Here is a 26,217-nt window from a genome sequence, read left to right as displayed (position 1 = left end):
TGCGAAGTAGCTCTAAAGATACTCAACCATATGACTATCTTTCTTTACCTTCAACCAGTAGAAGGTATTTTCATCACTGAATAGTATTATTGGGAGGATGAAACAATGAAAATTATATTCAGTATTGGAAATGGCAAAATGTCATTAGTTACTCCTTGCTTCTCTATGGTTGTTAATGCGACAAGTGGGCGTGGTAACTGTTTGAATAAGGCTTCGACAGCTTGTCAGGCTAAGTCATTTGAAGGACCTCTTCCTGTAGGCATGTACTATATCAATCCGGAAGAAATGAGTGACCCTAACTTGATTGGTGATTTGGCGAGGCGTTCGAAAGGAGATTGGGGAGACTGGCGTGTACGCCTTCATCCCAAGCCAGCTACAAAAACATATGGAAGGGATAATTTTTTCTTGCATGGTGGTGATATGAAAGGTTCTGCTGGTTGTATCGACATAGGTGGTGGAGTTCTCGGTAATAGGCAAACAGATAAAATACTTAGCTATATTAAGTCCAGTAAAATCAAAATTGATTTGGAAGTGGTAGAATGAGAAATGTTGTCTGTCTTTTATTAGCTATAGTCCCAAATATTTGTCATGCTGAAGTGTCGGATAAGATTCCATCTTATGGAAATCTTTGGATTACAAGTATAGTCATTGGGTTAGTCTTTCTCCTGCTTTCATATAAAGTGCGTTTTATAAACTATGTTAGTTTGATTGTTGCTTTGTTTATGGCTTTTGGGATTTACGACATGTATGCAGAGCCATCTTTCAGAAGTGCAGTAATTGATGAAAAAGGAGAGGGGTATTTTTATCACGGATTTTTTTCATCATTTCTTATCTTTGTTCTTTCTATAATTGGTGGTTGGTTAAGACATTTTAAAGCGAAACGATAGCTATGGTGGGAGTACTTTTTAAGCCGCATGTAACAAATAAGGATACGTGTCGCGCAGCCGACACTTCTATCCGGGTGTTGGACAAGCCCGGACGGCCTTATTAAGCAAATTGCTCGTTTGGGATTCGGTGGGCGTTGCGCCTGCGGCTTTCTTCAGGGCGAGCGCAGCCTGGAAGTGATCATGCTTTGTTTCACTTCAATGGGTTACCGCCTGAGTTCGGTCATGCGTCGGCTTTCTCCTGGTTGCGGTCAGTGCCATTCTCCTTATTCTGTTTGCCTTTTCCGGCTACCCCGGTCGGGTGATGCCGACACAGCACATCGTATGCCGGCAGCATGGACAGTCCCGTGTTGCTTGCTGTGGCTCGGTGTTCACAGGCAACTGCCATGCCGGTAAGCCGAGCAACATCAGCTGGATGCTCAGCCGCAGTACTCTCGCGCTGCCGTGCAGCAAGCCGTAGTCCCGCACCCGTTGTAACCCTTTCGGCAGCACATGCTGCAAGATCAACCACAGGAACTGCACCACCGGCAGGGTACGTGTCGCCGGTTGCCGGGTCTGGCTGTCGGTGTAACGGAAGGTCACCTGACGGTCATCGAACCGGAGAATATCTTGGTCGGGCAAGACGCCCCGGTAGAGGTAGCGCGACAGGTATTGCAGTGCCGGCAGGCCCCGTCCGACCGCGCGGCAGTCAACCACCCACGCGGCTGGCAGCGGTGCCGGGGGCAGCCCCAGCGTCGGGTGACGGGCAATGGCATCGAGAAGTCGTGCACGCCAGACTTTCGCCAGGGCGGTGTGGTGATAGAGGAAGCCCTTCCTGCCTTTGTGCCACTGCCTGCGCTGCGGGTGATAGAACCCCGACGGCATCACAGCATGGAGATGGGGGTGGATATCCCGTCGCCGGTTATGGGTGTGCAGCACCAGAGTAAACCCGCTGCTCCCGCCATGCTGCCGGCGGGCAAAGTCCCTCAGGACCGAGGCCGCAACCCGGAACATCACGGCATAGAACGCTTTGGGCTGAGTGCGGGCGAGGCCGCGCAACGGCGCGGGCACCGTGAAGGTGAGCATGAAATACTCAGCCGGCAGCAGCTTCGCTTCCTGGCGGGCGAGCCAGTCTGAGGTCGTGCGTTGCTGGCACTGCGGGCAAGCGCGGTGGCCGCAGCCCAACGGCAGCCGATCGTCATGGTGGCAGTGCGGGCAATACCACTGGGCATAGCCGAGCAGTACCTGCAGGGAGCGCAGGTCCAGCCCCGCTTCCAGCAAGTGGGTGGCATAACAATGGCGTAGTGAGTGGGGGCTGATCCGCTTGTTGATCCCGCAATCCCGGCAGACTTGTTTCATCGCTTTCTGAACGCCGCCGCGATCCATCGGCTTGGCGGAGCCAATCCCCGGGAAGAGCCACTGCGGATGGCGGTGTGAGCGCCAGTGCTGGCGCATGACGGCTAGGGTTCGGTTGGGGAGCGGCACCCGCCGGTCTTTCCCGCCCTTTCCCTCCCGGACATGGAACTGCATGGTGCGGGCATCGATATCGGCCGTGGTCAGGCTCAGTCCTTCACCAAGCCGTAGGCCGAGGCTGTAGAGGGCAAAGAAGAACACCTGGTAGCGGGGCTGGCGGGTCATGGTGATCAGCAGCCCCACCTCGTGGGGCGTCAGGAGATCAGGCAGCCGCGAGACCTGCGGCGGCTTGACGATAATGAGCCATGCCCACTGTTTGTTGAGGGTATAGCGGTAGAAGAACTGCAGGCCGTTGCGGTCGAGCTTGACGGTGCTCCAGGAGTGGGTGTGGATAAGCTGGCGGAAGTAGGTGCGTAACCGCTCGTTTGTCAGGGCGTCAGGCGGGCAGTCGAAAAAGGCGGAAATACGACGCACCGCACGGCTGTAGGCATCAACGGTCGCCGGGCGCTTGCCTTGTAGGATAAGATTATCAAGGTGTTGCTGGTATGGCGCATCGAAATGGCGCTGTTGTTGGGTGTTCATGATACTGTCTCCTGTCAGTTGCCGGAATGGCAAGGTTCAGAGAGCAGTATGAGAGCTGCTGTCGCTCTGCCGCGTAGCGGCTTCGTTCAACAAAGCCATCAAACCGACACCCTTCCGTCGCGTTTTTTGGGCTTGGCGCAAGCGCCAGTTTAGCCCCAAAAATACTCTGTTCGGTTGCGGCTTATGGCAGCGTTATAAGCCACTAAATATTATCGTCCCATGACTTATCTAGATCTACAGCACTCCACTTAGAAGATGCTTTCATCGCAATACTGTACTCTAGAGCACTTTTCCCTAATATCATTAGTGTCTTGTGACGGTTTTCTTCTCGTGGTCCTTGTCGGTCGGCACTTTTCCAATAGATCCACGTATCAAAATATGGTCTGTCACGATCTTCAGTTATATCGGGTCTCAAAGTGATAATTTGCTTAGGGGATGGAGTGCTTTGGGGCTTAGCTTGCGTTGGAATGCTATTATTCAGTTGTTCTAGAAAATCCTTAGGGTTTAGTCGTACACCAGATTGTGCTCCAGAGCTTAAAACATCAACTAAATCGTAGAAGAAACCTTCAAAGTATGGTCTTATCCAGTATCCATTCTGGACTTCGAACTTAAAGAATTTTGGTGCGCTTCCTCTCGAAGTTAAAGCTAAAATAAATGGTGCCTCCCGAACAGAGAAAAGGCAATCAAAGCTTGCTGAACCAGTATTAATTTGAAACTGTTGCATGTCGGTGCCAATTTTCATCATACTTCGGTGAAGAGCTTGCAGAGCTGTCATTTTCATATTGAATACCTATGTGGAAGCATGTAACTATAATAATGCTCTCAAAAGTACTTCAGAGTCAATGGCTTATAACAAACGACTATGGCGTCAATGATTAAATTCATGCTGTTTTTTCTTCCCACCTGACGCCATCGCGAAGCATCGCATTGAGGATAACAACCATCTTCCTGACACAGGCAATGATGGCTACTTTTTTCGGTTTGCCTTCAGCCAAAAGTCGCTGATAGGTGCTCTTGAATACCGGGTTACATTGCATGGCCGACATCATCGCCATATACAAAACAGTCCTGACCTGAGCTCGACCACCTTGTATTTTCCTGAGCCCCTTATAGCGACCACTTTCCCAGGGTGAGATCACGCATGTTCACTTTTTGAATAGTTGTAAGTTCCCTCGGACTGGTTGAGTGATTATTAGACACCTCATGCATTTCACATCTGTGGCAGATGGTTAAAAATTACTCTATTTGTAGATCCCAACGTGCCTTTTACGTGGTGATTTTATAATTTGTTAACTCACGCTCTCACCCTGGGACACTTATCGACTGAATGATAAGCGTAAGGCCGGTATGCTCACGAGCCTGCCGGAAGAAGAAACACCCACGACAACCTAAACGTCGCGAAAAGTGATGAAAACCGGACATTCTAAACTGGTGAAATGTGGTCAAAGTAAGTTGGTGTTGACACATATCGCGCATTAGCCGAACAACACGTTTACGGTTAACGCTATGACCCTTTTTAGCCAGCTCAGTTCGAATACGCCGACTGCCCATGAATGGATACTGAAGGTGAATTTCGTCAATCATACGGCGCAATTCAATCTCCTCAGCAGAGTCCGATGGGTTGGTAGTAAGACGTAGAGCTAGCAATATTGAGAAGCTCACACTGGCGCTTTTGGATTTAACCTGCGAACTCTTTCGCTGGGCTTGCTCTAACGACCGAGCACTTTGGCCAAAAATCATTTTCCATGGTCAACTGACCTATCTTCGCATGAAGCTTATTAACGCCTTCTGAGTTGTCTTTGCTCAACTGACTTTCAGAGACAAAGATCATGGAAGCATTTTCAAGCAACTCTTTCTTCCAAGTGGAGATTTGGTTCGCGTGTAGGTTGTATTTCTGAGCCAATTCAGCGACAGTTTTATCGCCTTTAGCAGCCACAAATACCATTTTAGTTTTAAATTCAGGAGAGTGGTTTCTACGTTTTCTAGTTATAATCTGTTCCAATGTTTTTGGGTACTATCAAAACAGATCAATCACTTAAAGTTATGTCCGAAAATTGGGAGCCACTTCTGGCTTCATGGTCGTTACATCATTTCTTGTTTTACTGCGAATTGCATCGAAAAATAGTTCGTTTGGTCTTGGTACATAAATGCAAGCTGCTAATGTTCTCTATTTTAAAGAGGACATTCCAATGGTTTCATGCAAAGTAAATTTAGCGTCTATACAACAAGATATTGATGATAATCTTAAGTTGATGAACTTGCCAACAACAAAGACAGTTGCAGGCTCTGCTGCACTTGCTTGGGCTATGATTGATAGGATAGATAAAGCTATGGCTATATCAGGGGGTGCGCCTCAACCTATTAAGATGTCAGCTGTTGCACGTGCAGGAACAGTTGGGGCTGGTTTATATGCTTCATTTTGGGCTGGGGCTGTCATAGGCAGTACTGCACGGGCAATATTCAAAAATACTGATTGTACTCATAGTCAGGTGATGGCGTTTGCAAAAGATAGCGGTGTAAGTGGAAATTGGCTTAAAACAACCTACGCAAGATACCCGGAGTTGTTAAATGTTAGATAAGGTGAAGTTGATTACTTTATCAATACTTGTTGTTTTAATTATCCTGCTATTATCAAAGGCATTTGGTAGCAATGCTATTTTTCTTCCGGTTATTGTTCTATCAATATTTGATGCCTTAAGGCGTATTTATATTAGGATAAAAAATAGCAAAGATGAGTCATAATGGATTCTGACGCTAATGTACTTAAACGATAGTGTCAGCATCTGAGCAATAAACCTAACAAATAAGGATACGTGTCGCGCAGCCTGGATGTGATCACGCTATGTTTCACTTCAATGGGTTGCTGCCTGAATTCGGTCGTGCGTTGCTGGCACTGCGGGCAACAGCCTCGCAAATCGGGACGGCATCATTAGGATCGCCCCGTTCTGAAAGGCTCCACATATTTTGATGCCATGATCTTTGGCGTATGACCGACTTTAGTCAGCTCTCGGGCCCAGTAATGAGAGGCGCCGCAGGCTTCCATCCCGATAATTGCCGGTGGGATATTGGCAAACGTCGAGAGAACTTTCGATCGTGATATTGTTTTTCGGATCAACAGCTTGCCTTGGTGATCCTTACCGTGGATACTGAAGCTATGTTTGGCTAAATCAATGCCATAGATAGATTGTACATGGTGGCCTCCGGCGATTTTGTAATCAGACATACCAAGTGTGGCAAAGTCTGATGAGGGGGAGTCCATGTCATTCGTTATGCGCCAAAAAATGATTAAGGACTTATTTTGACTCAGCAAACTATTCTTTTAACAGTCGTATCTTCTCTGCTTTCTGGCTTAATTGGTATAATTCTGTCGTTTTGGTTTTATTCACGGCTTGAAAGGAGAAAAATTAAACTTGAAACTGCACGGAAAATGTTTGGAAACAAGCACCAAATTAATGGGCATGCCTTTCAGGAAGCTATGAACGAAGCCATGGTTGTTTTTTCTGACAGTGACGATGTAATCCAATGTATAGAAAATTTGTTTAAAGTTGTTGAAACCCCATTACATGCTAGAGCTACAGGGGCTGCTGACGAGGCGCAAATAAAATTGATGAAGGCTATTTGCAAAAACATAAATATTAAATATAAAAAATTACCAGACGCTTACTATTTGAAATTTTTTAGTGTTCAAAGCTAAGCGCATAACAAAGTCGTAAACGCGGACAATAAACTATTGGCTGTTACGCTTCGCTGCACATTATAGCCAACAATTTTTTGCCGGTTACAACGGCGTTAAGCCTATAGGAGGTAAAGTGGATTCTAGTAGTATCCTTACAATGTTAGGGTTAGTTGTTGCTATCTATGCAATCATCCCTAGAGAAAGTAAATTAGATTTAAATATACGAATATCTACAGTAGATAAAATAGTTATATTGTTTTCTCTTATAACGGTTCATTATATTATGTTTTATCCTGTTTTGAATAATATGGGGTTAAAAGTTAATTTTGGACCTTGGTTATGGGGTTTCGATCAAAAAAACACTACTTACTTAATTTTTTTATGTCTGTCATTATATCTTTATTTTAAGATAAAGCATGCGAAAATAAGTAGTAAAAATATAGGTAAGCTTGCTGAACTTGTTGAGCAATTGATTATTGATAAAAAATTCGCTGAAGCCTCTGTTTTAATTGAAAGAAGTATAGGAGGTATAGAGAAAATTGATGAACGGACATCCTTTCGGAATTGGTTGTCTAAAAAAATAAGACCTCAAGATGAGTTCAGCTATTTCCTCGGAAGTGAAGTGAAAAGTGATGGCTACTTTAAGAAGAAGTATTCACGTCAATTTAAACTGATGGCTGATAAAATACGGAAAAATGATGAGTCAAAAGAAATCGCATCTGCATTAATAATAAGAGTGTTTAACGATAAAAGCTTTATTAAATATTTGTCAATTTCAAAGCCGTACTTTTTGCTTAGTGTTTTAAAAAGGAAAACTATTTGTGGTGAGCAACCTTTAAAACTATTCATATACAGCTTAATTGAAGATTTAGGTAGTGTTTACTATTTCGAGTTTGAAAATAATCAAAACTTATTAACTAGGCATAGGTATTATCTTAGTCCAAGCAATCAGTTTTTGAATGGTATTTTCAGTGACTGCAATATTTGTAAAGATTTAGCTATTTACAAACCAGTTGGAGATAAAGTTTGCGATTTGATTGATTATGATAGAAAACTGGTTTGCAAATATAATGAATCATTAGGTAACTATTATGAAAGCCATAAATTTCAATGCCCAGTTTATACAGGCATTCAATTTTTTAATGTAATGATACTTGAATCTATGCATCAAGGGATTCAGTGGCATATGTGGTTGTATTATTATCAATCATTCACGAAAAAAATTCTTAAAAACATGAATCCAGACTCCAGTGTGGATGAAAGTACTGAATGGCCGACACCATTTCACTTTCATCTTTATACTATGATAACAAATTGTTTAGATTGGATTTATGAGTGTCAGGATATTGACGGCGGGTCAGCTTTTAAATTTAATGGTGTAAGTCTAACTCATGATAATAGTTCGATATTGAAAAGCTCTGCGTTGTGTTTAGGTAATATGATATATAGTATTGTTTCTTCGAGTAAAATATCAAATGACTTTAAGGTTTATATCATTGAAATTGTTTTGAGAGAGATAGAAAACAATAAGCATGACGTAAGATTTAGTGATATTCACCATGTAATGATGAAATCAATTTTATTCAATGGGTTCCATAATAAAAGGGATATTAATTACCTGACATCGTTTAAGGTGCTCTATGATGATGTAGATCATATGATTAAGTTTGAGCTAAAAGATTTTGATGAATTGTTGAACTCATCCATTGACGCATGTGAAAAGGCTTAACAAATAAGGATACGTGTCGCGCAGCCGACACTTCTATCCGGGTGTTGGACAAGCCCGGACAGCCTTATTAAGTCAATTGCTCTATTGGGGGTTGGTGTGCGTCGCGCCCTCGGCTTTCTTCAGGTCGAGCGCAGCCTGGAAGTGATCACGCTGTTTTTCACTTCAATGGGTTACCGCCTGAGTTCGGTCATGCGTTGTTGGCACTGCGGGTGACAGCTACACAAATCGCGACGGCGTCATTGAGATCGTTTTTGGCACCCGCTCTGAAAGGCGCCACATATTTTGATGCCATGATCTTTGGCGTATGACCGAGTTTAGTCAGCTCTCGGGCCCAGTAATGAGAGGCACCGCAGGCTTCCATCCCGATAATTGCTGGCGGGATATTGGCAAACGTCGAGAGAACTTTAGATCGGAATATTGTTTTGTGGAACAGGATCTTGCCTTGGTGATCATCACCTGGATACTGACACTATGTTTTTTAAATCAATACCTTAGCAGATTATGATAGGAGGGCTCCGGTGATTATGATTTCAGACTTGCCAAGTGTGGCAAGTCTGATGAGGGGAGTCCATGTCATTCGTTATGTGCGTTATCGTGTACAAGTCTGAATGTTGGGTTACACTTGTGCAATAACGTGTACAACTTAATTTGAGGTTAATTATGCGTATTGTTTCTTTTACTGAAGCACGGAATGGTTTGAAATCTGTGCTAGATGGCGTTGTTAATGATGCAGATTGCACAGTTATCACGCGCCGAGACTCTGAAGACGCTGTTGTGATGTCAATGGATTACTACAACAGCCTTATGGAGACCGTTCATCTACTAAAATCACCAGCAAATGCTGCTCACATAAACAAATCAATTGAACAGTATAAAGCGGGTAAGGTAACTGAACGAGATATCATCGATGAGTAGAATGTTGGCTTGGACTGATGCCGCTTGGACTGATGCCGCTTGGGATGATTACTTATATTGGCAAAGTCAGGATAAGAAAACGCTCAAGCGCATTAACAAATTAATCGTAGATACAAAACGTTCACCTTTTGAAGGAATTGGTAAGCCCGAAGCCTTGAAAGAAAATTTATCAGGATTTTGGTCTCGACGTATAGACGAATCTAATCGTCTCGTTTATGCAGTTGACAATATTCATATCACCATCATTTCTTGCCGCTATCATTATGAAGCTTAATCTTTCGAATCCGCACAGGTAACAACACGCCCTGAGGTGGCGGGTCAATCCTGAATCTCATTATCTTCCTTTTAATGTTTTGCTGCTAAGTAACCGATTAAAGACAGCATCATCAACCCGCATGGGTGGATGACAGCCCCGCAGGCTTCCATCCCGATAATTGCTGGTGGGATATTGGCAAACGTCGAGAGAACTTTCGATCGGGATATTGTTTTGTGGATCAACAGCTTGCCTTGGTGATCCTCACCGTGGATACTGAAGCTATGTTTGGCTAAATCAATGCCATAGATAGATGGTGGCCTCCGGCGATTTCGTAATCAGACTTACCAAGTGTGGCAAAGCCTGATGAGTGGGATTCCATGTCATTCGTTAGGCTTCAAAGGAGAATCAGTGGAAATCAATCTAAGAAAAGCAGTACTAACGGATGTTCAGGATATCGCACAAATTCACGTGAACTCGTGGAAATCTGCATTCGATGGGTTAATGCCAGCAGACTATATTAATGGTTTTACCATCTCATCCCGGATAGAAGAATGGCGAAATACAATCAGTACGAGTGCCGAGTCGGTAGTTGTTGCTGAAAGTGGAAACAAGGTTGTTGGGTTTATGTCTTACTTTGTTCATCCCGAAAATGCAGAAACGATAGAACTAAGCAAACTTTACTTGTGTCCGAGTGTTTATGGTCAAAGGTTGGGTAGCAAGTTTATAGCTCATTTAGATCAAGAGTCCCAAGCTCTAGAGGCAAAAAATATAAACTTGTATGTGCTCGACAATAACAAATCAGCAATTACTTTTTATTCTAAACATGGCTTCGAGTTCGCAGATGGATTTATGTCGGAGGAATTTGAAGGTTCAGTAATTATCGATCTATTGATGATCAAGCGAGTTTAAGCCAAAGGCGTTCAAGCGGACTCTGGACTTCCTCCATTTTAATGGACCAAGATGTTTCCAGTCCCGATAATCCGCGGTGGTTACGGTTAATGTATTTGAGCTTAGTAGCGGTACGTTGCCAGTCCCATAAGTAGACGTTAGCCATTTATCAATATTCTCAGTCATGGAGAAGAAAGTGATCGTAAGGACAGCGACAAAGAAAGACTCGAGTAAGTTGCTTGAGCTTATTGGGCTAAAAGCTGAATTTGATCGAAGTATGAAAGGGTTCAGCGGTGAAATCTCTACTACGGTAGATAAAATCGAGCGTACTTTATTTGGCGACCATCCATTTGCTCATGCATTGCTATTAGAACTCGATGGTGGCGTTCTAGGCTTCGCTCTGTACCATTATCGGTATTCTTCCTTTAGCGGTGAACCATCAATTTGGCTTGATGACCTTTTAGTTATTGGAGAGCAAAGGTCAAAGGGGTATGGTCGTGAACTGATGCAAGCATTGAAAGCAAAGGCAGAATTGGCATTGGTGTCGCACATTGCGTGGACGGCTAGCCCACACAATAAGAAAGCTCACGAATTCTACAAAAGGTTAGGTGCAGAAGTTGATCGGATGGATGGTCAGCGACCATATTTTCGTTGGGCAACGGTTGCCTGAATCAATACCATAAATAGATTGTGACATGGTGATCTCCGGTTCGTATTCATTCAGACTTACCAAATGTGGTAAAGCCTGATGAGGGAGAGTCCATTTCATTCGTTAAATTTCACATAGGATAAATCGATGTACCAAAACAGACAAGCTATCGCTCTAGGGAGCCTGGGTTTACTCGTTGTTGTTTTATTTGCCTTTATTTTAATGGCGTTTTGGGCATGGCCTCGATACAACGTATACAAGCAAGAGCTCAATGGTCGTGCTGCACTCAAAGAAGCTGAGTGGTCGAAACAGATCCTCATTGAAGAAGCAAAAGCAAGAGAGCAAGCTGCGTTAATGCAAGCCAAGGCAAAAGTGACCCTTGCGGAAGCTGAAGGTAAGGCAAAAATTGCTAGAGCTAAAGCTGAGGGGCAAGCAGACATTGAGCGCGCAAAAGCAGCGGCTGAAGCGAATAGAATTATTGGTGCATCTCTCAAAAATAACGAAGAATATCTTCGCTATGTCTGGATTAAAGGTCTTCAAGATGGGAAAGGTGAAAGAATTTATATTCCAACAGAAGCTGGACTCCCTATTTTAGAAGCTGGTAAAGCTAAGCAGTGAATACATATATTATTTTAAATGATCCTGGTTACTCCGATTAAATCTGTGTGCAAAATCATTTTTTTAAAATTCAAGAGGTGCTTTGGAATGTTATCATCCATGTTTTTCATCGGATTTATCATATTATATTTAGAAACAAATAAATAGAATTTAGGTGGTGTCTTGATATTTGCTAGAGTGATTTTTTATGCACTTTTGATTCTATTGACTAGTATTCATTCTGAATATAAGTCAACTGATGACCTTTATCAGTTTAGTGCTATCTATGAAGGACGTGGCGAAATTGGGTTTTTATTTAGAGTAAACACGAATAGACTTAAATTAAAACAGAAAAACCTGGTAGATTATCGATCCTTTGAGGATTCTTTGTATGATGTTGTCATTAAAGATGATATAACGTTAGAAATTGGTGAAGAATACTATGGTGAAATCGATCTTGTTCAGAAGAGGGGACAGCCACTTTACTTTGTGCTTGCTTCATTACAAAAGGGCGATAGGGTTTTGATAGCGAGAACCAATATGATTAATAGTGATGTGAAAGATATTATAGAGTATGTTCTTTTTATCATGTTTATAATAATTGCAGGGTCTTATGTACGAGATTTCATCTATTCTGAATCGTAGTTCGTGCTACTGCTTTTTGTTAGGTTAAACCAACACCATCAATGTATTTAAATTGGGAAGTGAATAACGGGAAAATGAAAAAGATTTATATTGTTATCGGTATTCCTTTCTGTCTTTGGACGGTTATGCTGGCTTTAGAAAATGAGTCAATTCAATATATGCTTCTGAATGTGATATTGGCGATTCCTAAGGCACCCCAAATTTTTACAGATCTGTTGAATCCGATTATGGATATTTCTGAACAAGACAGAGAACAGTCGCTGCAGGATGCGATTGAAGCAGATCGGTTAGCATCAGAAAGTGAACTCCTGAATCGTACCGTTATCGAAACAACGATTGTCATACCGCCCGAAGTGGAATCTGTTCATGTTGAACCACTGAAATCCACAGACGATTGAATTGATTCGAGAGGTTGTGACCTTGCCACGAAATCGTGACATCGAAAGCGTGAGATATTGAACAAACAAAAAGGCGAACCATTCGGTTCGCCTTTTTTATTTCAAGTTCCCCCGCTCACGGAGCGGGATACCCGATTAGTCTTCCATGTAGTTCTCGATGCCCGGGCATGAGCACACCAGGTTCCGATCACCGAAGACGTTGTCAACGCGGTTGACGGTCGGCCAGTATTTCGCCGCTTTGGTGTGTGCAGACGGGAAGCAACCCAGTTCACGGCTGTAGCTACGGTTCCATGCTTCTGCCATCAGATCCACTTGGGTGTGCGGCGCATTCACCAGCGGGTTGTCTTGCAGATCCCACTCGCCATCCTGAACACGGGCGATTTCATGACGAATCGCAATCATCGCGTCACAGAAGCGGTCCAGCTCGGCCAAATCTTCAGACTCGGTTGGCTCAATCATCAGAGTGCCGGCAACCGGGAATGACATCGTCGGTGCGTGGAAGCCGTAGTCCATCAGGCGCTTGGCGACATCTTCTTCGCTGATGCCGGACGCTTCTTTAATTGGGCGAATGTCGATAATACATTCGTGGGCAACGCGGCCATGAGTACCACGGTACAGAACCGGGTAGTGCGGGCGCAGACGCTCCATGATGTAGTTGGCATTCAGAATCGCCAGTTTGGTCGCTTCAGTCAGACCGCTTTCACCCATCATCGCGATGTAGGCGTAGGAGATCGGCAGAATCGACGCAGAGCCGAAGTTTGCCGCAGAAACTGCATATTGCTTGCTGTCAGTTTCCGTCTTCTCGACGTGACCCGGCAGGAATGGCGCCAGGTGAGATTTCACACCGATAGGACCCATGCCCGGACCGCCACCACCATGTGGGATACAGAAGGTCTTGTGCAGGTTCAGGTGCGAAACATCTGAGCCGATAAAGCCAGGGTTGGTCAGGCCAACCTGGGCGTTCATGTTTGCGCCGTCCAGGTATACTTGGCCGCCGGCTTCATGAACCAGCTCACACACTTCCTGCACAGTTTCTTCGTACACGCCGTGCGTTGAAGGGTAGGTGATCATGATGCAAGACAGGTTGTCACGGTGTTTTTCGATCTTCGTTTTCAGATCTTCAACATCGATGTTGCCTTGCTCATCACAGCCAACTACCACGACTTTCATCGACACCATCGCCGCAGAAGCCGGGTTGGTCCCGTGGGCTGAGCTTGGGATCAGACAGACGTTACGATGGCTATCGCCGTTGGCTTCATGGTAGCGCTGAATCGCAATCAGACCCGCATATTCGCCCTGTGCGCCAGAGTTCGGCTGCAGCGAAAAGGCATCATAGCCGGTGACTGAACACAGCATTTCAGACAGCTTGTCAGTCAGTTCTGTATAACCTTGCGCCTGATCTGCCGGCGCGAATGGGTGCAGGGCACCGAATTCCGGCCAGGTGATAGGGATCATCTCGGCAGCGGCGTTCAGTTTCATGGTACAGCTGCCCAGCGGGATCATGCCGTGGGTCAGTGAGTAGTCTTTGTTCTCTAGCTTTTTCATGTAACGCATCATCTGGCTTTCGCTGTGATACGAGTTGAAAACAGGGTGGGTCAAAAACTCGCTGGAGCGGCGGCAGCTTTCTGGGATCGCAGCAAACTCGTCAGCAGCGATATCCGCTGTGAACATGGATGCTTTCAGCGCGTTGTCGCTGAACAGACTCAGCAGGGTTTCGACATCTTCAACCTTGGTGGTTTCATCCAGGCTGATGCCCAGTTGGGTGTCGAATTTACGCAGGTTGATGCCGGCATCCAGTGCCTTTTTGTAGAATTCGTTGGTTTTCTTGCCGGTGTTCAGCGTCAGGGTATCGAAGAAGCTGTCGTTGGCCAGCTCGATTCCGGAATTACGCAGGCCTGCTGCCAGAATTGCAGTCAGGTGGTGAACGCGGCGGCCGATCTTGCGCAGGCCTTCCGGACCATGGTACAGCGCGTAGAACGCAGCCATGTTGGCCAGCAGTGCCTGAGCGGTACAGATGTTTGACGTCGCTTTTTCACGACGGATGTGCTGCTCACGGGTTTGCATGGCCATGCGTAGGGCCTGGTTGCCATTGCTGTCTTTAGAGACACCAATCACACGGCCCGGCATGGTTCGCTTGTGTTTGTCTTTGGTTGCCATAAAGCCGGCGTGTGGACCACCGAAGCCCATTGGTACGCCGAAGCGTTGGGCAGAGCCGATCACCACGTCTGCCCCCATTTCGCCCGGCGCTTTCAGCAGGGTCAGGGCCAGCAGGTCAGAGGCGACGGCAACCAGTGCTTTCTTCGCGTGCGCTTTTTCAATCACTTCCGTCAGATCGGTCACCTGACCGGTTGTGCCCGGGTATTGCAGCAGGGCACCGAAGACGTCGTGGTTGTCCAGTTCGTCGATTGAACCGCTGATGATCTCAATGCCGATGTAGCCAGCACGGGTACGAACCACGTCAATGGTTTGCGGGTGCAGGTCGTTTGAGACGAAGAAAGCTTTGCTCTTGCTCTTACCGGCACGCTGACACAACGTCATGGCTTCGGCAGCCGCCGTTGCTTCGTCCAGCAGGGAGGCGTTCGCCAGTTCCATGCCGGTCAGATCCATGATCATCTGCTGGTAGTTCAGCAGCGATTCCAGGCGACCCTGAGAGATTTCCGGCTGATAAGGAGTATATGCCGTATACCAGCCCGGATTTTCCAGAACATTGCGCAGAATGACGTTAGGAGTGAAGGTGTTGTAGTAACCCTGACCGATATAACTACGGTTAATTACGTTTTTGCTTGCAATTGCTTTCAGAGAAGCCAGCAGGTCTGCTTCGCTGAGCGGTTGGTCCAGCTTCATCGGCTCTGGCAGGCGAATTGCTGCCGGTACCGTTTCTTCAATAAGCTGATCGACGCTGGCAACACCAATGGTTTCCAGCATAGTTTTTTGTTGTACTGAATTCGGGCCATTATGGCGAGCTGCGAATTCTTTATCATCGCTTAATGCATTTAGAAGAGTTATGTCGGTCATGGTTCTTTCCTGAACTGTTGCTGCTAACCGTGCCTGAGCAATTGCACGCTAGCGGGAAGTCATCGAGAATGGATTGAAAAACGGCTTTTAAGGGGTCTGTCTTAAAAGCCGATGTTTCATTAGTCTTCGTCGATAGACGCCAGATATTTCTCGCTGTCGATAAGCTTGGCTAGCTCTTCAACATCTGCAACTTTGATTTTAGCAATCCAGCCACCTTCATACGGTTCTTCGTTGATCAGCTCTGGGCTTTCTTCCAGCTCTTCGTTGATTTCCAGAATTTCACCGGTTACAGGCGCATAAATGTCTGAGGCCGCCTTTACAGATTCAACCAGCGAGAAAGACTCACCAGCTTCTGTGGTGTCGCCCACTTCCGGCAGGTCGACAAATACCACATCGCCCAGCAGGCTTTGCGCGTGATCTGAGATACCAATTGTGACTGTGCCGTCACCGTTATCACGTACCCACTCGTGGCTTTCAGCGAACTTCAAATTTTCCATTTCTAACTCCTTGCGCAATGCTTCCGCAGTATTTTTGTCAATTTTCTGGCCCGGTGTTTGGCCGGACCAGGATTTCCATTTCAGAAACCAAAGACTTGGGGTCTCAGGTTTTGCCGATTGTTGTTGTCGATTGTATTTATCGATCAATCGTACAATGGGAAACGGCTGCACAGTTTCTGTACCTGCTGTTTCACTCGTTGTTCAACGTCACTGTTGTCTTCTGGATTGGCAGCCAGTCCGTCCAGGACATCGCCAATCCATTCACCAATTTGTTTGAATTCTTCAGCACCGAAGCCGCGGCTGGTGCCGGCTGGGGTACCCAAGCGGATCCCTGAAGTCACCATTGGTTTTTCAGGGTCGAACGGGATGCCATTCTTGTTACAGGTAATGCCGGCACGCTCCAGTGCTTCCTCGACCTGGTTGCCTTTCAGGCCCTTCGGACGCAGGTCAACCAGCATCAGGTGCGTATCGGTCCCGCCGGTGACAATATCGCAACCGCGAGCTTGCAGCACTTCGGCTAAAACTTTCGCGTTATTAATCACATTTTTAATATAGAGTTTAAATTCCGGCTCCAGGGCTTCGCCCAGCGCCACGGCTTTCCCTGCAATCACGTGCATGAGTGGACCGCCTTGCAGACCCGGGAAAACCGCTGAGTTGATCTTTTTATTGATGTCTTCGTGGTTGGTCAGGATCATGCCACCGCGTGGGCCACGCAGGGTCTTGTGCGTTGTCGTGGTGACGACATGTGCGTGTGGCAGCGGGCTTGGGTGCTCCCCGGCGGCAATCAGACCGGCAATGTGGGCCATGTCGACCATCAGATAGGCACCGACTTCATCGGCGATGGCACGGAATTTCGCGAAATCGATTTGGCGCGGAATGGCAGAGCCCCCGGCAATAATCAGCTTCGGCTGGCTCTCAAGCGCCAGCTGGCGCACTTGCTCGTAGTCAATCTCGCAGCTTCCTTCACGAACACCATACTGAACGGCATTGAACCATTTGCCGGACAGGGCAGGGCGGGCACCGTGTGTCAGGTGGCCACCGGCATCCAGCGACATCCCGAGAATTGTATCGCCCGGTTGCAGCAGTGCCAGCATCACCGCGCCGTTGGCCTGAGCGCCGGAGTGCGGCTGAACATTGACGTATTCACATTGGAAAAGTTGTTTAGCACGGGCAATCGCGATGCGCTCGACCTCATCCACATGCTCGCAGCCACCGTAGTAGCGACGGCCGGCATAGCCTTCGGCATACTTGTTCGTCAGGCAACTACCTTGTGCCTGCATGACCGCTTTGGAGACGATGTTTTCAGAGGCGATCAGTTCAATTTGCTGGTTTTGGCGCGCCAGTTCGGCATTGATGCCAGCGTTGACGGCTCCGTCCACCTGAGCAAGGTTGGTGGAAAAGAACATCTCTAAATCGTGGTTTTGGTATGAAGCTTTCATTTCACGTTATCCTCAAGTGCGCCCTATCGGGTGTTCCATTGTTCCAGCGCCGTTGGCTGATTCGTTATGTTGGATAATGTTGGCAGCTAAGTCCTTCAATCAGAAGAAACAGACGAATCTCGTCTGACCCTAACAACTGCGTAACATACCTTTCTATAGATAGCCGATCAAACGGAAATTTCCAATAGTGTAACGTTGTTCACTTTAGTGCTCGCTATTTTAAGCAAACGTTTGCGTCTTGTCATGCAAAAATCTATGATGACGGCAAATTTTAGTGAATTAAGTTTGCTGAGTCGCAATGAGAGCTGGGAGATTTATCACGTTAAGCCCTTTTCGCAAAAGGGATTTGATGAGATATCTGGTGCGGGGACCGATGCTGTTCATATGACAACCCATTGCGGATTCGTGATTGCACCTTGCTGAAAAAGTCATCAATACTGGCTTTGTTTCCTTTAGGAAACTTTGTTTCAAATGTGTTGAGTGAGTCAAACTTTTTCACCCGCTGTACTTTTGAGTTTCAGATCGGCTATGCCAGAATGAAGTGAATGCAGTACCAAGGAGAGGTGACATGAGTGATGAACACCCGGTGGATGTCTATCCATCGATGACCGTAGCGAAGGAACATGGGGCGGAGAAAGAAGAAAAGATTGAGCCGCTGCAATTGGGGAAACGGCTGAAAGATTTCAGGATGTCACTTGGATTGACGCTGGAGGAAGCCAGTAAACGCACCGGTTTGGCCCGCTCCACATTGTCGAAAATTGAGAATGAGCAGATTTCTCCGACCTTTCAGGCAATGCAGAAACTGGCTGTCGGGCTCAACATTGATATCCCTCAGCTTTTTGCGCCACCGAAGCAGATTGTCGCGACCGGCCGCAGAGACATTACCCGTCGGGAAGAGGGGAAGCCACACCCGACCACAACTTACGAGCATGAACTGTTGGCCACTCAGTTGACCAAGAAAAAGATGATGCCGTTTAAGTCACGGGTACGGGCACGCCGGTTTGAAGACTATTCGGACTGGATTCGTCATGACGGCGAGGAGTTTTTACTTGTGCTGTCAGGTGAAATTACCTTCTTTTCTGAGTTTTATGAGCCGGTCAATTTGAGCGAAGGGGACTCTGTCTATTATGACGCCACAATGGGTCATATGCTGGTTTCGGTCAGTGAGGAAGACGCGCTGATCCTTTGGGTCACGGCTTCATAGCCTCGATTTGGGCGTCAGGTATTTTCCGCCTCAGTGTGAAAATCTGTGATGTGGAACAGTTTGTTCGCTTGGAAACTTTGTTTACTATAAGAAAACCAGCTTAACATAGTCGCAACAATCGATAAGGATAATAGCCGCGCTGCCCGCGGTTAACGGAGTAAAACGTATGTCTCAAGAATTATTGGTCACACCGCTACACGCGCTGCATATCGAAATGGGTGCAAAAATGGTTCCTTTCGCCGGCTACGACATGCCGGTGCAATACGCGTTGGGGGTTCGAAAAGAGCATATTCACTGTCGTGAAGCGGCCGGGCTGTTTGATGTGTCTCACATGGGACAACTGCGTTTGCATGGTGAAAATGCAGCGAAAGCTCTGGAAGCGCTGGTTCCGGTTGATATTATCGACTTGCCGGCGGGTAAGCAGCGTTATGCGTTTTTTACCAATGAGCAAGGCGGTATCCTGGACGATTTGATGGTGACTAACTTCGGCGACCATCTGTTTGTTGTGGTGAACGCAGCGTGTAAAGAGCAGGACATTGCGCACCTGAAAGCCAATCTGCCTGCCGATGTTGAACTGGAGCTGATTGACGATCGTGCACTGCTGGCGCTTCAGGGCCCGAAAGCAGCGGAAGTGCTGTCACGCCTGAATCCGGTTGTGAGCGACATGGTCTTCATGGATGCAACCAAGGTTGAGCTGATGGGCGTTGAGTGTCTGGTCAGCCGCTCAGGCTATACCGGCGAAGACGGTTATGAGATCTCTGTGCCTGCGGATAAATCTGAAGCGTTGGCGCGTGAACTGCTGTCTCAAGCGGAAGTTGAGTGGATTGGTCTGGGGGCGCGTGACTCGCTGCGTCTGGAATGTGGTCTGTGCCTGTACGGTCACGACATCGACACCACCACCACACCGGTTGAAGCGAGCCTGTTGTGGGGGATCAGCAAACCGCGTCGTGCCGACGGTGAGCGTGCCGGTGGTTTCCCGGGTGCGGAATTGATCCTGGAGCAAATCCAGACTAAAGACGTTGCTCGTAAGCGTGTCGGCCTGATCGGTCAGTCGAAAGCCCCGGTTCGCGAAGGCAGCAAGCTGTTCGATGCCGATGATAACGAAATCGGTATTGTGACCAGCGGTACGTTTGGCCCGACCAAAGGCGCTCCGGTGGCTATGGCCTACGTGAAAACTGAGCTGGCAGCGATCGGTACGGAAGTCTTTGCAGAAGTTCGTGGCAAAAAACTGCCAATGACAGTAGAAAAAATGCCATTCGTACCGCAAAACTACCATCGTGGTTAATGAGCTTACTGAATCATCAATGAAAAAGGAGCCTTGTGCTCCTTTTTCTTTATTGTGAATTTGTCTCATAAATAAGCAGCTGTCCAATGTTGCCATCAGCTTCACTTAAAGATGTTGAATTGCCTTGATGTGAGGGTGGGAAGACCATGAGACTGATTGCATTTTTAACGGCAGGGTGTGCCTTCATGATCGTCGCGGTTGCGCAGTCAGAAAGCTTGTTGATGTCTTATGAAGAGTACATGGCGCGCTGCATGGATACATACGGACAAGACAGAACGACAAAAAGTGTCTGCGAAGCTCAGTTTCAGGCGATAGAGAAAAAAGAGCAGGCCTTGATGGCTCAGGCAGAAGCCCCGGATGACGCTGATCGTTTGCCGTCTAGTTTGGACGATCGACCGCCGCAAACAGATTGAATCATGTGGGCGGTGAGTCGCAGGCTCTCCCCCGGACTGTCATCGGGTTGTCATTTGTTCAGGTGTGATCTAGTTTCGATGATTAGTATCTCTGGATACCCCCGTTAGTGTAATGCCCGATATGGATGGTCGGGACTGGCGGCGGATGTTTGAACGTGTGATGCAGGAGTGCTGATGAAAAGTGTCTTATTTGAGCTGTTGATGGGCATCGCAGCTATTGCTGCGGCCGTAGGTTTATTTACCCTGGCGTGTTCCGCCTCGACTTGATTGGCCGGAATTGGGCAGCGATATGTGCTGAAGTTTTGCCACCTTGAACCGGTGTTTTATCTCGGCGAATGAAAGGAAAGCACCCTGAACAAGGGTGCTTTTTACGTTTAGGCAATTGCGTTCAGTCTCTTAAACGCAGAGGGACGACTTCTCCCGAAGTCTCAGTGTTTATCAGGGCTGTGATGGCGATTGCCGGGGGAGCTTTCGGCAGGTGAATGGCCACATCAACACCGTTCGAATCGCTGCGGTTTCTGAGTGTGATGGTCCCCTGGTGATAGTCGGTGATGAGTCGGGCGATGAATAACCCCAGTCCCAGATGCGGCTTGGTTTGTTTTTCCTGGCTGCGAACCGACACCATCGAGTTGAGCAACTGATCGGCCATATCTTCAGGCAGCAGCGGTCCCCGGTTACTGATGGTGAGGATCGCCATGGTGGTGTTTTCAGTCAGGCTGACTTCAATGGCATCCTGATCCGCACTGAAGTCTTCGGCATTGGCAATCAGTTTATCCAGCAGCTGGGCCAGGTAATCCGGTGCGCCGACAATCTCAATATCCCCCTCGCTGTTCCGGAGGTCAAAACGCTGGTTCGGGAAGGCCAACTGATAGCCCTGCAGACATCCGGCGACCAATTCGTTCAATGGGAACTGCTCTTTCTCAGCCCCTTGCAGGCTTTGTTCGATCCGCGTTGCTTCCGTCATGCTCGACAGAATGGTACTGAGACGCTGGATCCCATCCTGGGCCCGGGAAATATAGCGCTGCGAACTGTCATCGGTGGCTTGCAAGGCCAGGTTCTCAATGGACGAACGAACCACCGCGACTGGGGTGCGTAACTCGTGAGACAGCCTGGATGACAGGTTCTCCAGATAGTGATTATATTGGCCGATTCGCCCGACCATTCCGGCCAGGCTACGGGATAAATCGCCGATCTCATCGGTTTCCCGGGTCGGCGAGATTGGCTGGCGAATACGGCCTTGGCTGTCGATGGCTTGTTCAGCTTCATCACGCAAACGGCGGATCCGGGAAGAGATCTTCGAGGCGAACAAAAACAGCGTCAGGGTGCCGATGGCAATAATGGCGAGGATGGCGTTGAACAATTGTTCCATCGCCCGGTTCCGCAAGGTTTGGATCCCGAGGGTAGTTTCTTCGGCCACAACGGCACCCATCACGTTCTCACCGAGCCAAATCGGGTAGGCCGCTGCCAGGATCATCGCCTTCCCGTCGGCTGACGGACGCCAGTGGGAGTATCCCCGGCCGCTCAGGGCTTGTGAAACATGGACGCCGCGGATCAGGTTGGCATCCTGACTGGTATCTTCAAACGGCTCGGGTTTACTCAGCAGGAAGCGATAATAGAGCGGGTGCAGGAACCTCTCTTCGACAGCAGACCACCAGGAACCGTCCTGGCTGGCATATTTCACCGAAGTGGACCAAACCCCGTCAGACTGCTGGATATCGCCGGTTTGCGCCAGAACGCGCTGGTGGCGATCGATCACCCACAGTCGGGTACTGGTATGCCCCATGCCCTGAAGAATTTTCTCTATTTCAGGCGAGGGGACCAGGACGGTGCCGAGGCGGCTTTGGTTTGAAGTATTGGAGGTGCCGATGATGGTATCGATTTCCCGGTTTTGCCGATTGTTAATGTCATAAAACGCAAAGCCGAGCTTGTTGCCGACAAATGACAGTGGCAGACGAAGCTCAATATTGTAGCCATCCTGGGTTGTTTTCCAGTAGCCCTGGATTTGCGGCTGCATTAGCAGTGCGGCGGTGTCGGTAATCTCATCCTGGATCTGCCAGGCATTGACCCAGCCATCTTCGTAAGCTGAAATCACATATCGGAAAAACTCTCCGTCCGGGGAAGTCATGGCCAGGATCAGATGGTCATTCCGGTCGACCCGAATGGCGTTCTTTCGGCGCAGGATCGGGTGGCGGTCAGTGACTGCAAAAACGGCATACAGGTAACCGTCATATTTCCCGATCAGGTGACGAAAGCGAATACTGTTTTCCGTGTAAGGTCTTCGGCTGAACTGAACATAGTCCTGACCATAACGGAGCATTTTATCGTCATAGTCCGTCCAGTCGTTCAGTTCGCCGTCGAGCTGAATCGGATTTTTTAGATCAAAGGCGTACAGGTCGCGGCCGATTTTGACCGATTCCAGAAAACTCGCCTGATCGCTGAACAGGTTTGGCCGTTCATTCAGTGCCGTGGCAACCGCGCGCGTGGTGCCAATCAGGGTTTGCTCCTGGCCCTGGCGCATCAGTTGCTCCATTTCCTGAATGAATTTATAGCCGATCCAGGGGAGAACCAGCAGGAAACTGGCGATCAGAATCACTTTGGTGCGCAGGCCAAAAGTTGGTTTCGGCAGGCGGAGACGCCATGTGCTTACTCGCCCCATCGATACCCCATACCATAGACGGTGTTGATCCGGTCGAACTGCGGATCAAGCTGCAGGAATTTTTTCCGGATGCGTTTGATATGGGAGGTAATGGTACTGTCATCGACAACCACCTGCGCTTCGTCCATCAAATCATGACGGCTTTTGACATGGCCTGGGCGTTTGGCCAGTGCATGCACCATCCAGAATTCGGTCACGGTCAGCTCAATGCGGTGCTGGTTCCAAAAAACCTGCATCTTGTTTTGATCTATGGTGAGCGAGCCGCGCTCTATCAGGGTTTCCTGCACAGAAGGCGTGGCCAGCAAATCGCTGCGCCGGAACAAAGCGGCGATGCGGGCAACCAAATGCGGCAGGCTGATATCTTTGGTCAGGTAATCGTCTGCGCCCATCCGCAGCCCGCACACGGTATCAAAGTCGCTGTCCCGCGCGGTCAGAAAAATGATTGGTAGTGTCGGGGACATGGCCCGCAATGCCTGACACAGGGTAAAGCCGCCGTCTATCTCGCCTTGCAGGCCGATGTCAATAATCGCCAGATCCGGCAGGCTGAGTTCAAACGCGGCCTGTGCTTCCGGGCGATTATCGAAGCCCTGAACGTGATAGCCGTGTTTTTCCAGAACATCCATGTAATTTTCGCGGATTGCAGTTTCATCTTCGACAATGGCAATTTTCTTCATAACAAACCTTTGCTGCGCGGTGCCAGACCGAATGATTTTCAGGTGGCGGATTGTGGCAATGTGCTGACTATACATCAAAAAATAAGTGATAAAAGGTCAGGGCAGCGATTGCCCTTTTTTTGCCACAATTGATCAGCAGATTGCCTTTTTTTGTCCCCGGGATTGCCAGATCGGCTTGGTTAAATGAACTCATCAACAGCAGCGAGGGATACCCTTCGCCACGACATCACCGATGAGGAACACACCATGAAAAAGCAGCTTATTGCAACACTGATCGCAACCACGTTGATCACATCCACTGTCGCCACCTCGGCTCATGCGGATAATGTCCAGTCGTCCGATCGCCCGCATCAAAACAGCTACGGCGTTGCGAAAGATGAGCAACTGATCGGGCTGGGCTCAGGCGCAGCCATGGGGGCGTTGATCGGCGGTCCGGCTGGTGCGGTGGTCGGGGCTATCGTCGGCGGGATTGTCGGCACCACGGTTGGACAGGACAGTTACATTCAGGAGCAAACGGAGGAAGTTGCGTTTCTGACCACCCGCAATGCTGAGCTTGAGCGGATCAGTGCCGAGTTTAATTCATCGCAGACTGAGCTGGCCCGCCTGCAACAGGAAGTGATTCAGGCCCGCCTGGCAGAGCGGGATCAGGAAGCGCGTCCAATAGACCTGGGCCTGGAAATGAATGTTCACTTCCGGACAGGTTCGGCTGAGATTGAACCCGTGTTTATGGCCCAACTGGACGAACTGGCTGAGTTGATGAAGCAAGCGCCGGAAGTGAGCTGGGAGCTGTCGGGCTACGCCGATCGCCGTGGTGACAGTATCAAAAACTACGAGCTGTCTAAGCGCCGGGTTGAAGCGGTCCGAACCTATCTGGAACAACGTGGAATCGACCCGCAGCAAGTGTTTGCGTCAGCTTTTGGGGATCAGGAGCCGCTGAAAGCCGAGCAGAGTTTTGAAGGCGACTTCTTCGATCGTCGTGTCACGTTGCGCAGCTCTCTGGACGCCGTGCAGACAGCACATGCCAACTAAGGGGATGGAAGAGGGTTGATGATGAAACACACTTCAGCAAAGGGAGCACCGAGTTGGGTGCTTCCACTTTGTATCCTGGCGTTGCTGGTGTTGCAACTGGTGGTGAAGTCCGGCGATGTCCGGGCACAACAGATTGATATTCTCCATGGGGAAACCCTGCGGGCCTGGCAATCCCTGGCCTCGCTGGGGGAGGCGGTCATCAAGATGGATCCTACCCAGAAGGAGTACTCAAATGTGTTGGGATGAATCACAGTGGATTGCACTGTTCCTGAAAATATCCGTTCTCCATTTCAGCCTGATTTACTGCTAGGCGTCGGAGGACTGGAATGTGCGAGAGCAAGGAGATAGAGGAAAACAGAAAAACAGAAGGGAGAGCCGATGGCTCGGCACTGAATCAGCGGCTCAAAACGAATCATGAGCCGCTGCAACAGGGGCAGGAATCAGGCTGACAGGACCGTTCTGAGGCGTTCCTGAACCACTTCAACCAACAGATCCGGCTGGAATTTAGAAATAAAGCGGTCACAGCCGACTTTCTTCACCATCGCCTCATTGAAACTACCACTGAGTGAGGTGTTCAGGGCGATATGCAAATCTTTCATGCGTTCATCATTACGGATTTCATGGGTGAGCTTGTAACCATCCATCTCGGGCATTTCGGCGTCGGTGAACATCATCAGCAATTCGTCGTTGATGTGTTTGCCTTCATCGCACCATTTTTTCAGCATATTCAGGGCAATCAAGCCATTGCTGGCTTCAATTACCTGCAAACCGAGTTGTGACAGGGTATCGCGGATTTGCGCGCGCGCCGTTGATGAATCATCGACGATCAGTACTTTCTGGCCGTGGAAGTGGTTGGCAATTTCGCTATCGAGGACATTTTCAGAAATCTGGACATCATAATCGACAATTTCTGCCAGTACCTTTTCAACGTCAATAATACTAACCAGGCGATCCATCCCCCCCCGCTGGAGCTTGGTGATGGCCGTGAGGTAGTTGTTGCGGCCAACCTGACTTGGTGGCGGCTGAATATCTTTCCAGGTCAAATTTTCGATGTTCATGACCTGACCGACCAGAAACGCCTGAATGGTCCGGTTGTATTCGGTGATGATCATGTTTTGCTCACCCCCGGTTTCGGTCGCACGCATGCCAATTGCCTGGCGCAGGTCAATCACCGGAATAGAGAGGCCGCGAATACAGGCGACACCGGTAATATTGGGGTGAGAGCCGGGGAGGCTGTTCAACTTGGGAAGTTTGACGACTTCTTTGACTTTGAACACGTTGATTGCAAACAGCTGAGCAGAGTTCAGTTGAAAGATAAGGAGCTCTAAACGGTTCTCACCAACAAGCTGCGTGCGCTGATCAACGGAATCGAGAATATTGGCCATAGGTTGCCC

Annotated in this window: 25 protein-coding genes and 6 pseudogenes; 17 read left to right on the top strand and 14 right to left on the bottom strand. The window is 48.2% G+C overall.

Features of this window, described 5'->3' with window-relative positions; all coding sequences use genetic code 11:
- Nucleotides 1–105 precede the first annotated feature (105 nt).
- Both NH461_RS19375 and NH461_RS19370 read left to right on the top strand, forming a co-directional pair.
- A complete protein-coding gene (locus tag NH461_RS19375) occupies nucleotides 106–543 on the top strand; it encodes a DUF2778 domain-containing protein (protein WP_261604236.1) in 438 nt (145 codons plus the stop codon).
- Nucleotides 540–887 carry a hypothetical protein gene (locus NH461_RS19370; protein ID WP_261604235.1) on the top strand — a complete coding sequence of 116 codons (348 nt, stop codon included), beginning with the start codon at nucleotides 540–542 and terminating at the stop codon, nucleotides 885–887. Before NH461_RS19375 ends, NH461_RS19370 begins: the two co-directional genes overlap by 4 nt.
- 285 nt (nucleotides 888–1,172) lie before the next feature.
- Here the strand turns inward: NH461_RS19370 and NH461_RS19365 are convergent, their stop codons facing one another.
- From NH461_RS19365 to NH461_RS19345, 5 genes and pseudogenes are all read right to left on the bottom strand, one after another.
- Nucleotides 1,173–2,534 (bottom strand): transposase, encoded by a 1,362-nt coding sequence (locus NH461_RS19365; protein WP_410000140.1) that lies wholly within the window; start codon nucleotides 2,532–2,534, stop codon nucleotides 1,173–1,175.
- Nucleotides 2,535–2,594: 60 nt separating this feature from the next.
- Nucleotides 2,595–2,858 (bottom strand): annotated as a pseudogene (locus NH461_RS25855) (site-specific integrase); the annotation flags it as partial.
- A 202-nt stretch (nucleotides 2,859–3,060) separates the two neighbouring features.
- On the bottom strand, nucleotides 3,061–3,639 hold the full coding sequence (locus tag NH461_RS19355) for a DUF6037 family protein (RefSeq protein ID WP_261604234.1): 579 nt from the start codon (nucleotides 3,637–3,639) through the stop codon (nucleotides 3,061–3,063).
- Between the two features lie 100 nt (nucleotides 3,640–3,739).
- Nucleotides 3,740–3,982 (bottom strand): annotated as a pseudogene (locus tag NH461_RS19350) (transposase); the annotation flags it as partial.
- A gap of 340 nt (nucleotides 3,983–4,322) precedes the next feature.
- Nucleotides 4,323–4,848: pseudogene (locus NH461_RS19345) on the bottom strand (IS3 family transposase); the annotation flags it as partial.
- 157 nt (nucleotides 4,849–5,005) lie between these two features.
- Here NH461_RS19345 and NH461_RS19340 point away from each other — a divergent pair.
- Complete coding sequence (locus NH461_RS19340; protein WP_261604233.1) at nucleotides 5,006–5,437, top strand: hypothetical protein; 432 nt, start codon at nucleotides 5,006–5,008, stop codon at nucleotides 5,435–5,437.
- A 316-nt stretch (nucleotides 5,438–5,753) separates the two neighbouring features.
- On the opposite strand, the pseudogene NH461_RS19335 reads toward NH461_RS19340, so the two are convergent.
- Nucleotides 5,754–6,081: pseudogene (locus tag NH461_RS19335) on the bottom strand (IS110 family transposase); the annotation flags it as partial.
- A 75-nt stretch (nucleotides 6,082–6,156) separates the two neighbouring features.
- Between NH461_RS19335 and NH461_RS19330 the strand changes: the two are divergent.
- Both NH461_RS19330 and NH461_RS19325 read left to right on the top strand, forming a co-directional pair.
- On the top strand, nucleotides 6,157–6,552 hold the full coding sequence (locus NH461_RS19330) for a DUF6680 family protein (protein ID WP_261604232.1): 396 nt from the start codon (nucleotides 6,157–6,159) through the stop codon (nucleotides 6,550–6,552).
- Nucleotides 6,553–6,667: 115 nt separating this feature from the next.
- A complete protein-coding gene (locus NH461_RS19325; RefSeq protein WP_261604231.1) occupies nucleotides 6,668–8,263 on the top strand; it encodes a hypothetical protein in 1,596 nt (531 codons plus the stop codon).
- Nucleotides 8,264–8,468: 205 nt separating this feature from the next.
- Here the strand turns inward: NH461_RS19325 and NH461_RS19320 are convergent.
- Nucleotides 8,469–8,714 (bottom strand): annotated as a pseudogene (locus tag NH461_RS19320) (IS110 family transposase); the annotation flags it as partial.
- A 209-nt stretch (nucleotides 8,715–8,923) separates the two neighbouring features.
- Here NH461_RS19320 and NH461_RS19315 point away from each other — a divergent pair.
- Together NH461_RS19315 and NH461_RS19310 are read left to right on the top strand one after the other, a co-directional pair.
- Nucleotides 8,924–9,178, top strand: a complete 255-nt coding sequence (locus NH461_RS19315) for a type II toxin-antitoxin system Phd/YefM family antitoxin (protein ID WP_261604230.1) — start codon at nucleotides 8,924–8,926, stop codon at nucleotides 9,176–9,178.
- Nucleotides 9,171–9,452, top strand: a complete 282-nt coding sequence (locus NH461_RS19310; protein WP_261604229.1) for a Txe/YoeB family addiction module toxin — start codon at nucleotides 9,171–9,173, stop codon at nucleotides 9,450–9,452. The genes NH461_RS19315 and NH461_RS19310 overlap by 8 nt, the downstream gene beginning before the upstream one ends.
- Before the next feature lie 140 nt (nucleotides 9,453–9,592).
- On the opposite strand, the pseudogene NH461_RS19305 reads toward NH461_RS19310, so the two are convergent.
- Nucleotides 9,593–9,742: pseudogene (locus tag NH461_RS19305) on the bottom strand (IS110 family transposase); the annotation flags it as partial.
- Nucleotides 9,743–9,842: 100 nt separating this feature from the next.
- Here NH461_RS19305 and NH461_RS19300 point away from each other — a divergent pair.
- The 5 genes from NH461_RS19300 to NH461_RS19280 all read left to right on the top strand — a co-directional run bounded on the left by NH461_RS19300 (nucleotide 9,843) and on the right by NH461_RS19280 (nucleotide 12,611).
- On the top strand, nucleotides 9,843–10,343 hold the full coding sequence (locus NH461_RS19300) for a GNAT family N-acetyltransferase (protein ID WP_261604228.1): 501 nt from the start codon (nucleotides 9,843–9,845) through the stop codon (nucleotides 10,341–10,343).
- Nucleotides 10,344–10,506: 163 nt separating this feature from the next.
- Nucleotides 10,507–10,992, top strand: a complete 486-nt coding sequence (locus NH461_RS19295) for a GNAT family N-acetyltransferase (protein ID WP_261604227.1) — start codon at nucleotides 10,507–10,509, stop codon at nucleotides 10,990–10,992.
- Between the two features lie 126 nt (nucleotides 10,993–11,118).
- Nucleotides 11,119–11,589 carry a hypothetical protein gene (locus NH461_RS19290; RefSeq protein WP_261604226.1) on the top strand — a complete coding sequence of 157 codons (471 nt, stop codon included), beginning with the start codon at nucleotides 11,119–11,121 and terminating at the stop codon, nucleotides 11,587–11,589.
- 162 nt (nucleotides 11,590–11,751) lie between these two features.
- On the top strand, nucleotides 11,752–12,213 hold the full coding sequence (locus NH461_RS19285) for a hypothetical protein (RefSeq protein WP_261604225.1): 462 nt from the start codon (nucleotides 11,752–11,754) through the stop codon (nucleotides 12,211–12,213).
- Nucleotides 12,214–12,287: 74 nt separating this feature from the next.
- Nucleotides 12,288–12,611 (top strand): hypothetical protein, encoded by a 324-nt coding sequence (locus NH461_RS19280; protein WP_261604224.1) that lies wholly within the window; start codon nucleotides 12,288–12,290, stop codon nucleotides 12,609–12,611.
- A gap of 135 nt (nucleotides 12,612–12,746) precedes the next feature.
- Here the strand turns inward: NH461_RS19280 and gcvP are convergent, their stop codons facing one another.
- The 3 genes from gcvP to NH461_RS19265 all read right to left on the bottom strand — a co-directional run bounded on the left by gcvP (nucleotide 12,747) and on the right by NH461_RS19265 (nucleotide 17,562).
- Nucleotides 12,747–15,626 carry an aminomethyl-transferring glycine dehydrogenase gene (gcvP, locus tag NH461_RS19275; protein ID WP_261604223.1) on the bottom strand — a complete coding sequence of 960 codons (2,880 nt, stop codon included), beginning with the start codon at nucleotides 15,624–15,626 and terminating at the stop codon, nucleotides 12,747–12,749.
- Between the two features lie 119 nt (nucleotides 15,627–15,745).
- On the bottom strand, nucleotides 15,746–16,123 hold the full coding sequence (gene gcvH / locus NH461_RS19270; RefSeq protein WP_261604222.1) for a glycine cleavage system protein GcvH: 378 nt from the start codon (nucleotides 16,121–16,123) through the stop codon (nucleotides 15,746–15,748).
- Nucleotides 16,124–16,266: 143 nt separating this feature from the next.
- Nucleotides 16,267–17,562, bottom strand: coding sequence for a serine hydroxymethyltransferase (locus NH461_RS19265; protein ID WP_261604221.1), 1,296 nt, complete (start codon nucleotides 17,560–17,562; stop codon nucleotides 16,267–16,269).
- Nucleotides 17,563–18,130: 568 nt separating this feature from the next.
- Here NH461_RS19265 and NH461_RS19260 point away from each other — a divergent pair.
- The 3 genes from NH461_RS19260 to NH461_RS19250 all read left to right on the top strand — a co-directional run bounded on the left by NH461_RS19260 (nucleotide 18,131) and on the right by NH461_RS19250 (nucleotide 20,464).
- Nucleotides 18,131–18,766 (top strand): helix-turn-helix domain-containing protein, encoded by a 636-nt coding sequence (locus NH461_RS19260; RefSeq protein ID WP_261604220.1) that lies wholly within the window; start codon nucleotides 18,131–18,133, stop codon nucleotides 18,764–18,766.
- A gap of 166 nt (nucleotides 18,767–18,932) precedes the next feature.
- The gene (gene gcvT / locus NH461_RS19255) at nucleotides 18,933–20,051 is read left to right on the top strand and encodes a glycine cleavage system aminomethyltransferase GcvT (protein WP_261604219.1); all 1,119 of its coding nucleotides are present in this window, start codon (nucleotides 18,933–18,935) and stop codon (nucleotides 20,049–20,051) included.
- A gap of 146 nt (nucleotides 20,052–20,197) precedes the next feature.
- The gene (locus NH461_RS19250) at nucleotides 20,198–20,464 is read left to right on the top strand and encodes a hypothetical protein (RefSeq protein WP_261604218.1); all 267 of its coding nucleotides are present in this window, start codon (nucleotides 20,198–20,200) and stop codon (nucleotides 20,462–20,464) included.
- Between the two features lie 388 nt (nucleotides 20,465–20,852).
- Here NH461_RS19250 and pdsS read toward each other — a convergent pair whose 3' ends face one another.
- Nucleotides 20,853–23,120: a proteobacterial dedicated sortase system histidine kinase gene (gene pdsS, locus NH461_RS19245; RefSeq protein ID WP_261604217.1), complete on the bottom strand. Its 2,268-nt coding sequence runs from the start codon at nucleotides 23,118–23,120 to the stop codon at nucleotides 20,853–20,855.
- Nucleotides 23,108–23,794, bottom strand: a complete 687-nt coding sequence (gene pdsR, locus NH461_RS19240) for a proteobacterial dedicated sortase system response regulator (protein ID WP_261604216.1) — start codon at nucleotides 23,792–23,794, stop codon at nucleotides 23,108–23,110. Before pdsR ends, pdsS begins: the two co-directional genes overlap by 13 nt.
- Nucleotides 23,795–24,040: 246 nt before the next feature.
- Between pdsR and pdsO the strand changes: the two genes are divergently transcribed.
- Both pdsO and NH461_RS19230 read left to right on the top strand, forming a co-directional pair.
- Nucleotides 24,041–24,823, top strand: coding sequence for a sortase-associated OmpA-like protein PdsO (pdsO, locus tag NH461_RS19235; protein WP_261604215.1), 783 nt, complete (start codon nucleotides 24,041–24,043; stop codon nucleotides 24,821–24,823).
- Between the two features lie 18 nt (nucleotides 24,824–24,841).
- Complete coding sequence (locus NH461_RS19230) at nucleotides 24,842–25,069, top strand: hypothetical protein (RefSeq protein WP_261604214.1); 228 nt, start codon at nucleotides 24,842–24,844, stop codon at nucleotides 25,067–25,069.
- A gap of 194 nt (nucleotides 25,070–25,263) precedes the next feature.
- Here NH461_RS19230 and NH461_RS19225 read toward each other — a convergent pair whose 3' ends face one another.
- Nucleotides 25,264–26,208 carry a chemotaxis protein CheV gene (locus NH461_RS19225; RefSeq protein WP_261604213.1) on the bottom strand — a complete coding sequence of 315 codons (945 nt, stop codon included), beginning with the start codon at nucleotides 26,206–26,208 and terminating at the stop codon, nucleotides 25,264–25,266.
- Nucleotides 26,209–26,217: the final 9 nt, after the last annotated feature.

Origin of the sequence: Photobacterium sp. TY1-4 (assembly GCF_025398175.1) — a bacterium.
GTDB lineage: Bacteria > Pseudomonadota > Gammaproteobacteria > Enterobacterales > Vibrionaceae > Photobacterium.
The sequence above is the reverse complement of the archived record's forward strand: the minus strand, read 5'-3'. Positions and strand labels throughout refer to the sequence as shown.